We start from the raw sequence: 8,649 nt of genomic DNA on the forward strand, positions 1-8,649 counted from the left end.
AGAGCGCATATCCCAGTAAGCTAGAATTACCGGCACTGACGCCCCGACACGCGTCTTGTTCCGGCCAGAGCGCATATCCCAGTAAGCTAGAATGCAGGGCTTGTGTGTGTGCAAAGAACCGGCGTTCCGGCCAGAGCGCATATCCCAGTAAGCTAGAATGGAGTAGTCATGCGAGCGACAGTTTCGGTAGTTCCGGCCAGAGCGCATATCCCAGTAAGCTAGAATGCCACCGCGCTAACCCCTTGATTTTTAAGGAAAATTTCGTTCTCAGACGGCAAAAAATTCGCGCCATGGTCTAGAAAAGATCGAACTGCTCTGGTGCTTTTTGCGCGGGTTGCTTGCTGCGCCCGCGGTAGGTGATGGCACGCTCGTACTGCTTGTCGGTGAACTGGAGGACATGGACCTTACCACCAGAAGGCAGTGCGTGCTCCACTGCGCGGCACAGGGTATCCACCTGGGTCTGGCTGGTGCAGAACCGCATGTACACGCTGAACTGGCTCATTGCAAAGCCCATGTCGAGCAACGTGTTGCGAAACTGTGTCGCTGCCTTGCGTTCGGCTCTCTCTACCACCGGCAAGTCGAACATCACCACCATCCACATGAGTCGGTACCCGGACAACATGGTGTGGCAGGCAAGGTGATCAATCGGGCTCGAAGCCGCCCGCCAGCGCGAGTGGCAGTCCCGGCAAGGGCAAGTCCAGCTTGGGGCGGTCGCCGAGGTACACCTGCGCCAGAGACGTCGCCAGGCGTTGCGCGCACACCATCACCGGGGTCACGCCCGCTGCTGTCTGCATGTCCTCATGCAGCACGCGCACCAAGGCACGCTTGGTGTCTGGCGTGACATGCGACTCGCCGGCCTTGTGCAACTGCCATACCTTCAGATCCACCATGGGACGAAAGGGCTCCACCAAATCGTCCACCAGCCGCATCGCATTGGCGTCGTTGCTGTGGTGCAGCCCGATGCTGGGGTGCAGGCCCGCAGCCACCACCGCGCGGGCGGTAGCAGATCGCATGATGGTGTAGCCGTAGTTCAGCAGCGCATTCAATCCGTCGCCGTCTTGGTCGCGTCGAAAGTCCGAACCAAACAGCAGGCCCCAGTAACGGCGCGCGCCCTGCCCCTCCACATTGTCCGGGTCGCCACTTCTGACTTTGGCCACCAGGGCCTGCAATGGTGCCGTGGGTGCGGCTACGGCCGCCAGGGTTGCAGCTTGTTGCTCCAACTTGGACTTGACCACTGCCGCCCACAGGCGCTTGTGCATGGGCAGGCTGGCTGCAATCTGCGCCTCTATGCGCTTGGCCTGCACGTGGTGGCCATCGAGTGATAGCAGCATGCCCATGGCGTTATGGTTGGGGCCGCAGAGCACAAAGGGGGTACCGCGTTCGGCCAGGGCCACGAGCAGGTTGTTCGTGTACGTAAGGCCATGTGCGTTGGCGACCACGGCCGCGATATCGTCCAACGGTACTTGGCCCAGTTCCTTGCGCTCACCCTCCGTATCTTTGACCACCATAAAGCCACGATGGACAAAGAGGTGCCGCCGGTCGTCTGCGATTTCGACGATGCGGCCAATCATGACCGTCAGCCTTTGAAGCCCGGATCGCGCAGTTCGCCGATGGGAGAGATGCTGACTTGGCGGGCTTTGGCAGACTGAAATGATCCGGCCTTCTTGGAAACATAAGCAAAGGGATCTGCCTTGTCGCGGTTCCTTGCGTCCACATTGGCTTCGTTCGGCGCGACAAGAAACACCTGCCCGTTGGCAGAAATCTTGACCACACGCATCGTTTTTTCGCTTCCATCCAATGCCAACCGGACGGCGTCCCCGATCATCAATCGCATCATCAACGGCCTTCCGTTCTGACCATGGGAGCAATGGCGCAGCCGCCCCCAGCCGGATGCCCGCACGATGCGGTAGGCCTCAAATGTCGAAATCACTGCCCCCTCCCACTTGCCCTGGTCGTTCGCCGTGATCTCGATGCAGTAGTTGCTGCCGCCCACATAGCCCTTGTACGGCAGGGGCTGGCCTTGGGAATCCACACCGTGGCGCACAGGCTGGCGAGATTCTGTAATGCGGATAAGGTTGACGACCTCGCGGCCTGCGCTGCCGTCGGCCTTGCGCCGCGGCTTGATGCTGCCGTCCTTGCGGATGCCGTAGGCGGTCTCTTCCATCATCGCGCCCTCAAAACCATGGTCTGGTTTGTGGCTTACCCAGATATGGCGCACGGCACGCTCCACATGGTCGCGGTAACTGGGCCAGGGCAGGGGCATGTCTTGCACCAGCCGGGTCAGGCCGTCTTCACGGGCCTGCGCGCTGGCGCGGGCAAAGCGCTGCATCAGGCCCTGGTCGGTAACACCGATCACGCAGGCGTCGACCGCATGGTGGCGGTGGTCGTTGCGGTTCTTTTCTCCGTCCAGGCCCAGCACGTCGTTGAGCCCGAACTTGGCACGCAGCATGGCCGTCATCCGCCCCGGAATCACCCGCACCCCTTGCGGTTTCGGGCACACCAACCGCAGGTAGTTCGCGGCCACCCGCGAGAGGTAGCGTGTGTCATTGAGCGCACGCGCGAGAAAGTCCTTGTCCTCCCCCAGCCAACGCTGGTAGCCATCGGGCGCAAAGCGGTAGCGCTTGCGCAGCGGCATGCGCTCGGCGCGGTGCAAGATGCCCTCGTAGCTCCACCCCCGGGCTTCAAAGTCAGCCCGCGCATCCCAGGGCGTGCGGTTGCGCTTGATGCGGTTGGCCTCGCGCAGGGCCACGGTGCGGTTGTTCAGGCTGTCGTCCAGCGTTTGCGAAAACGGCAGGATATGCTCGATCTCCACCTTCGGGCTCAGCAGCATGGTGGTGCTGATCTGTTCGCCGCTGTAGGGGCAGCGGCGGTCGACCACGTCAAAGCTCAGTTCCTCCCACAAGATCCATTTCTGGATATCGCTGCTGCGCACACGCTCGGGGCTGATGCCCAGGGTTTCTGCAATGCGCTCCCGAATGCGTGTGTTGCGCCGCTGGTTTTCGGCCTGCTTGCGCTGTGTCTCCTGCTGCTGCTCGCGACTTTGCTTCAGGTCACGCGCCAGTTCCACCACCACTTCGCTGGGGCGGCCATAGCGGCGGATCAGCGCATTGACCACCGTGCGTACCTGGTTCAGCCCGATATGTACCGTGGGGTTGGCGATTTTTCCGTGGCGCTTTTCCTCGGGGTCCTCGGGCTTGCCGCTGCCAAAGGCCACATGGCGCTGCAGGGCCTTGCCGTAGTACGGCAGTTGCTTGAAGGCAAATAACGGCCTGACCTCGCCCGTCGATGCAATGATGCGTTCGCCGACCTGCTGCACCTCATCCCCGGAATGCTCGAAGTCAAAGCCCAGGTCGCTGTGGTGTGCAAAACCGGCCGCCTGCACGGCCTTGTCGTAACTACAGACCTCGCGCTGCAACGCGGGCACGATGCGCTCCAGCGCCTTGCGGCTCAGGCTGCCGTAGCCCTCGGGCAGGCTGGTGTCGGCAATGGCTTCGGCGCGCGCCTCATCGACTCCCGTGTGCTGTTGCAGCCAGGCAATCAAGCGCCCCTCACCCTCCTCGCTGACAAGCTGCCAAACGATCTCGTCTTGCAGCGCTGCGTCAAACCCCGCCCAGGCCGGGCCAAACAAATCCTTGCGGGCCAGGATGGCGCTGGTGGCATTGCCTTTGAGTTCGGTGCGCTTTTCGTCTTCCAGATTGAACTTCACCGTTCCCGGGAGCTTGAGCAACTTGCGCATTGGCGCAAAGCCCAGTTTGCCCTGGCTCTCCAGCGCAGCGACCAGCGCATCACGCTGCGCCAGGGTCAGCGGCACTTCGCGCAGTGCTTCGTCCAAGAGTCGCAGGTGGTTGACCTCTTGCAAGATGCGAAAGCGCTGCGTACTGGGCAAGGCCAGCGGGGCCCGCTCTTCTTCAGGCAGCAGCGTGCAGCGGCCGGGTTTGACGGGGCGCAGCTTGCGCTGGAACAGCAGCGTGTATCTCAATTCCTTACAGGCCGCGTCGGTGAACAGGCCCGGCTGCAACGCCGCCTGCACGGCCCACAGCGCATCAAACTCCTGCTCGATCATGGCACGGTCCACATACAGGTCGTAGCGCTTGTCGATGCGCTGCCGACCCTCGTCGGTGGTGTACGGCGTTTCACGGTAGCGCGCCCGCACTCCCTGGCGATGCACGCCCTCGGGCTTTTGCTGCATGCGCTCCTTCCAGAACCATTCGCCCACCGTGGCGCAGCCGCTGTCGTGGATCTGCGCACGCAGTTCGCTTATGGCCTGCTTGAGCGCACCGCTCTCGTTGTCCTTGCGGTCGGTCTTGCGGTTGCTTTGAAAACCCCGGCGCTGGTTGATGTGAAACAGCGCCCGGGCAAATTCACCCGGGGTCAAGGCCTGATGCAAGCCCTTGGCGCGCAGCTGGTAGGGGTTGAGCCGCTCCAGCACCTTGCGCCCGGCCGCATCAGCAGGAAAAAAGCCATGGCGCATCAGTTGATCGTGCATGCGCGCCTTGCGCTTGAGCAAGCGGTCCCGGCGGCGGCGCATGATACGGGCAGCACGGCGGGTAACCGCCAGCGAGGAGCCATCCTTGGGATTGCGGCCGTCGCTGAAGATGCGGGAACCAGCCTTGATGATGGCCGTAGGCGCACCAGACCTATCCAACCGCAAAACAGCCCACCCCAGCGAGCTTGACCCCAGATCCAACGCCAAGCGATAAACACTTGCCTCGTCCATTTGCACCCCTTGATATATTGAGTCGTAGCGGCGGATTGTGCTATACTCGCAACCGATTACTTCACTGGGATATGCGCTCTGGACGCTAACACGCAGAAAGATGCACCAAATGGAAGACCCCGCAGGCGGGGTCTTCGTCTTTTTGGAGCCCAATCGGCCGCCGGTCTCAGCAATACCCCACAGCCCCTGGCGCCGCTCGACAGGGCAAGACCAAATCCCCCCCCTGCACCAAAGAACCTCAACGCACCGCGTCCGGCAGTTCGATCTTGACTTCGAGCACCTCCAGGTTGTCCTGGCGCTCCACATGCACCTTCAGGTCATCCGGGTTGATCTTCACGTACTTGGATATCACGGCCACCAGTTCGCGCTGTAGCGCGGGCAGGTAGTCGGGTTCGGGGCCGTTGCGGCCGTTGCGCTCGTGCGCCAGGATGAATTGCAGACGCTCTTTGGCGACAGAAGCGGTCTTCTTCTTTTCGCCGAGCAGGAAGGAAAGCAGGCGACCCATGGCTCACCTGCCTCCGAACAGGCGTTTGAAGAGACCGGATTTTTCGGCATCGACGAAGCGCATGGGCTTGTCGGTGGCGCCCAGGAAGCGGTCGATCACGTCCTTGTAGGCCTCGGACACGTCCGTTCCCTGCGCATGAATCGCGGGGCTTCCCTGGTTGGACGACTGCAGCACCACCGGGGACTCGGGAATCACGCCGATGAGCTTGATGCGCAGAATGTCCTGGATGTCCTGCAGGCTCAGCATCTGTCCGTCAGCGACGCGGCTGGGGTTGTAGCGCGTGATCAGCAGGTGCTCCTTGACCGGATCGGCGCCGTCGATCGCGCGCCGGGTCTTGCTGCCGAGCATTCCCAGGATGCGGTCCGAGTCGCGCACCGAGGAGACTTCGGGGTTCGTGACCAGCAGCGCCTCGTCGGCGAAATGCATGGCCATGAGGGCGCCGCTTTCGATTCCGGCGGGCGAATCGCAGACGATGTATTCAAAGTCCATCGCGGCCAGATCCTGGAGCACCTTCCCGACGCCGTCCTGCGTGAGCGCGTCCTTGTCGCGGGTCTGGCTGGCGGCCAGCACGAACAGCTTGTCGCACTGCTTGTCCTTGATCAGCGACTGGTTCAGGTTGGCCTCGCCATGGATCACGTTGATGAAGTCATACACCACGCGGCGTTCGCAGCCCATGATCAGGTCGAGGTTGCGCAGGCCAACGTCGAAGTCGATCACCGCGGTCTTGTGGCCGCGCAGGGCGAGGCCGGTGGCAAAGCTGGCACTGGTGGTGGTCTTGCCCACGCCACCCTTGCCGGAGGTCACGACGACGATTTTGGCCATTTGTTGCTGGTTCTCTGTGGTTTGGATTGCGTTGCGGTGAACGGGGCGAACGGGGGCTCAGGCCAGGGGCTCGACGATGATCTTCTCGCCCTCGAGCCGCACCTGGGCCGCCCGACCCGCGACATTCGCGGGCAGCGCGGTCTCGGATGTGCGGTAGATGCCGGCGATGGACACGAGCTGCGGCTCCATGCAGGTGGAGAAGATGCGCGCCCCGGTGTTGCCGCGCGCGCCGGCGAGGGCGCGACCGCGCAGCGGGGCGTACACGTGGATGTTGCCGTCGGCAATGACTTCGGCGCCAAAACTGACCATGGCCAGCACGACGAGGTCGGCGCCGCGCGCGTACACCTGCTGGCCCGAGCGCAGCGGCTTGTCGAGCACCATGGTGCCGGGGTCGGACGCGGGTAACTCGGGCATGGCCGCGGGCGCTTCGGCGCGCGCGGGCGGCGCCTCGGGTACGGCGCCCAGGCCTGCGGCGCGCGCGGCCTCCAACTGCGCGGGGTTGCCGCCGCGCACCGCCACCGGCAGGGTCCCGTGGCTGCGCAGCAGGGCCATGATGGCAGCGAAATCGATGGGTTCCCGGGAATCCCGCACCGGGGCCAGGTCGATCAGCACCGGGTCATTGTCGAAAAACCCCGGGGCGTCGGCGACGCGCCCGGCCAGATCGGCTGCAAGCAGCGCGAAGTCGGTGGTCTTGAGCACCACGGCCACCACGGGCAGAGAGGCGCTTTTCAGGTCAAAGCAGGTGCGGGCCTGGGCCGGCGTGGTAGGGACCATGAATGGGGTGGGGCAAGGGGCGCTCGGGATCCGGGTTTCAGTCAGCAGGTGCAAAGTGTATCGTGCCGCGCCGGGCCTGCCGCGCAGCCGGTTTACCTGCCGGTGCGCTATCCGGGCCAGCCGGGGTGCTGCCTGAGCGCGCTCAGCAGCCGCTGGCCCACGTCGTCCAGGCTGCCGTCGTTGTGCAGTTCGATGCTGGCGCTGCCCGCGGGCGGCCTGAATTGCAGCGCTCGCTGCACCCGGTCTTCGACCGCGTCGGGTGTCTCGCGGCCGCGCGCCAGCAGGCGCTCGCGCAGCCGCTCCGGGCTGGCGCTGATGTGCACCGCCAGCAGGTGCGGAAAGCGCACCAGCGCAGCGGGCAGGTGCGCGCGCGAACCGTTGAGCAGCACCCATTGGCCGGCGGCCAGCGGGTCCAGCTGTGCGTGCCGCACGCCGTAGCCCAGTCCGTTGGCCTGCCAGTGCAGCGCGAACGCCTGCGCGCGGAGCAGGGCCGCGAAGGCTTTGGGCGAGACGCTTTCGTGCGCCTCGGCGCCGGGCGTCGCCACGCGGCTGATGGTGCGCCGCGCCCAATGCAATGCGTGCGCTGCGGGCAGATGCGCGCGCAGCCAGTCGAGCAGGCTGTCCTTGCCCGCGCCCGAAGGGCCCATGAAGTAGACCAGCCGCGCCGTCATGCGCCCAACTCCAGCCAATCGAGCAGCACGAAGTCCGCGCCCGGCGCGGGTTCGGCGAAGAGCGCCAGGCCGTCGAACGGCTGCGCGGGCAGCTTGCCGAAGAACGCCCGCGCGGCGTCCTGCAGCAGGGCCTGGGTCTGGCGGTCCGCCTGCCGCAAGCTGCCGGTGAGCGACAGGTGGAAGCGGAATTCTCCGAGCACGAAGGGATAGCCCCAGCGCTGCAGCAGTTCGTCCTGCCGGGGCGTGAGCGCGGCGCGGCGCCGGCGCGCCAGATCCGCGTCGGACAACGGCGCGGCCAGCGGCTGCAGTTGCGTGACGCAGGCCGCAGCGAGCGCGTCGATGGCGGCGTTCGCGGGCTGCGCAGGCGTTGGCAGCAGCGCCAGAAAGTCGTCCATGCGCGCCACCTCCAGCGGCGGCAGATCAAAGGGCCGCAGGCTGCGCGCCAGCGCCTGCACGGCCTGGTGCAGCGCGGCCCGGTCGATTCCCGGCGCCAGCGCGAACGGCGCCTTGAGCGTGGCGTGCCAGCCGTAGCGGCGCGGTGCGGCGGTGAGCCGGTGCAGGTCCGCCGCCGCCACGCCGTCGATTTCCGGTTGCGGCATGGCCTGCCGCGTGGCGGCGCAGCGGCCGAGCCAGCGGCTGCCGGCAAGCCAGCCCGGGCTGCCGGGCCGGGGGGCGAAATACACCGCGTAGCGGTGCGCCGTGGCGGATGCCTCAGGCAGTGCGCTCATCGTGTTCCCCATGCTGGATGTTCAGTTTCACGCGATCGCCGGCAAACCAGGCGCGCGCCCATTCGATGGGGCGGCCTTCCGGATCGACGTTCAGGCTCTCGACCAGGAGCACCGGGCGGGTGGCGGGCTGGCGCAGACCGGCGGCGAGCGCGGCGTCGGGCAGTTCGGCGGTGATGCGGCTTTCGCGGCGCGTGTAGTCGCTCACGCCGTGCGCGCGAAACCCGGCGGTGATGGAGCCGGTTTCGCGCACCACCGCGGCCAGCCCTTCGAAGCGCGGCAGCGGAAACCAGCGCTCGCTCAGATGCAGCGGCCGCCCCTCGGCCTCGCCCATGACGCGCAGCGCCAGCAGCGGACTGCGCGCGGGCACCTGCAGGGCCCGGGCCAGCGCCGCGCTGGCGCGCACCGTCTGCGCGTGCAGCAGCACCAGGCTGC

Annotated in this window: 9 protein-coding genes; all 9 read right to left on the minus strand. The window is 65.5% G+C overall.

Features of this window, described 5'->3' with window-relative positions; translation table 11 throughout:
• Nucleotides 1–295: 295 nt before the first annotated feature.
• A complete protein-coding gene (gene cas2 / locus VTU_RS0117205) occupies nt 296–622 on the minus strand; it encodes a CRISPR-associated endonuclease Cas2 (protein WP_010106443.1) in 327 nt (108 codons plus the stop codon).
• A 19-nt stretch (nt 623–641) separates the two neighbouring features.
• Nucleotides 642–1,571, minus strand: coding sequence for a type II CRISPR-associated endonuclease Cas1 (gene cas1 / locus VTU_RS0117210; protein WP_010106444.1), 930 nt, complete (start codon nt 1,569–1,571; stop codon nt 642–644).
• A gap of 5 nt (nt 1,572–1,576) precedes the next feature.
• On the minus strand, nt 1,577–4,717 hold the full coding sequence (cas9, locus tag VTU_RS0117215) for a type II CRISPR RNA-guided endonuclease Cas9 (RefSeq protein ID WP_029554517.1): 3,141 nt from the start codon (nt 4,715–4,717) through the stop codon (nt 1,577–1,579).
• Nucleotides 4,718–4,955: 238 nt separating this feature from the next.
• Nucleotides 4,956–5,222 carry a cell division topological specificity factor MinE gene (minE, locus tag VTU_RS0117220; RefSeq protein WP_010106448.1) on the minus strand — a complete coding sequence of 89 codons (267 nt, stop codon included), beginning with the start codon at nt 5,220–5,222 and terminating at the stop codon, nt 4,956–4,958.
• Between the two features lie 3 nt (nt 5,223–5,225).
• Nucleotides 5,226–6,044, minus strand: a complete 819-nt coding sequence (minD, locus tag VTU_RS0117225) for a septum site-determining protein MinD (RefSeq protein WP_010106450.1) — start codon at nt 6,042–6,044, stop codon at nt 5,226–5,228.
• Between the two features lie 57 nt (nt 6,045–6,101).
• The gene (minC, locus tag VTU_RS0117230; protein WP_010106452.1) at nt 6,102–6,818 is read right to left on the minus strand and encodes a septum site-determining protein MinC; all 717 of its coding nucleotides are present in this window, start codon (nt 6,816–6,818) and stop codon (nt 6,102–6,104) included.
• 107 nt (nt 6,819–6,925) lie between these two features.
• Nucleotides 6,926–7,489, minus strand: coding sequence for a phosphonate metabolism protein/1,5-bisphosphokinase (PRPP-forming) PhnN (gene phnN, locus VTU_RS0117235; protein WP_010106454.1), 564 nt, complete (start codon nt 7,487–7,489; stop codon nt 6,926–6,928).
• Nucleotides 7,486–8,217, minus strand: a complete 732-nt coding sequence (locus VTU_RS0117240; RefSeq protein ID WP_010106456.1) for a DUF1045 domain-containing protein — start codon at nt 8,215–8,217, stop codon at nt 7,486–7,488. The genes phnN and VTU_RS0117240 overlap by 4 nt, the downstream gene beginning before the upstream one ends.
• Nucleotides 8,201–8,649: UTRA domain-containing protein (locus VTU_RS27865; RefSeq protein WP_010106459.1), on the minus strand; the 449-nt coding region annotated here is incomplete at its 5' end. The genes VTU_RS0117240 and VTU_RS27865, both read right to left, overlap by 17 nt.

The sequence above is a fragment of the Verminephrobacter aporrectodeae subsp. tuberculatae At4 genome (assembly GCF_000193225.1).
Taxonomy (GTDB): Bacteria; Pseudomonadota; Gammaproteobacteria; order Burkholderiales; family Burkholderiaceae_C; genus Acidovorax; species Acidovorax aporrectodeae.

Coding starts and splice junctions, on each gene's coding strand:
- minC (WP_010106452.1), bottom strand. CDS start 6,818: ATGGTCCCTACCACGCCGGCCCAGGCCCGCACCTGCTTTGACCTGAAA.
- cas9 (WP_029554517.1), bottom strand. CDS start 4,717: ATGGACGAGGCAAGTGTTTATCGCTTGGCGTTGGATCTGGGGTCAAGC.
- minE (WP_010106448.1), bottom strand. CDS start 5,222: ATGGGTCGCCTGCTTTCCTTCCTGCTCGGCGAAAAGAAGAAGACCGCT.
- cas1 (WP_010106444.1), bottom strand. CDS start 1,571: ATGATTGGCCGCATCGTCGAAATCGCAGACGACCGGCGGCACCTCTTT.
- VTU_RS0117240 (WP_010106456.1), bottom strand. CDS start 8,217: ATGAGCGCACTGCCTGAGGCATCCGCCACGGCGCACCGCTACGCGGTG.
- cas2 (WP_010106443.1), bottom strand. CDS start 622: ATGTTGTCCGGGTACCGACTCATGTGGATGGTGGTGATGTTCGACTTG.
- phnN (WP_010106454.1), bottom strand. CDS start 7,489: ATGACGGCGCGGCTGGTCTACTTCATGGGCCCTTCGGGCGCGGGCAAG.
- minD (WP_010106450.1), bottom strand. CDS start 6,044: ATGGCCAAAATCGTCGTCGTGACCTCCGGCAAGGGTGGCGTGGGCAAG.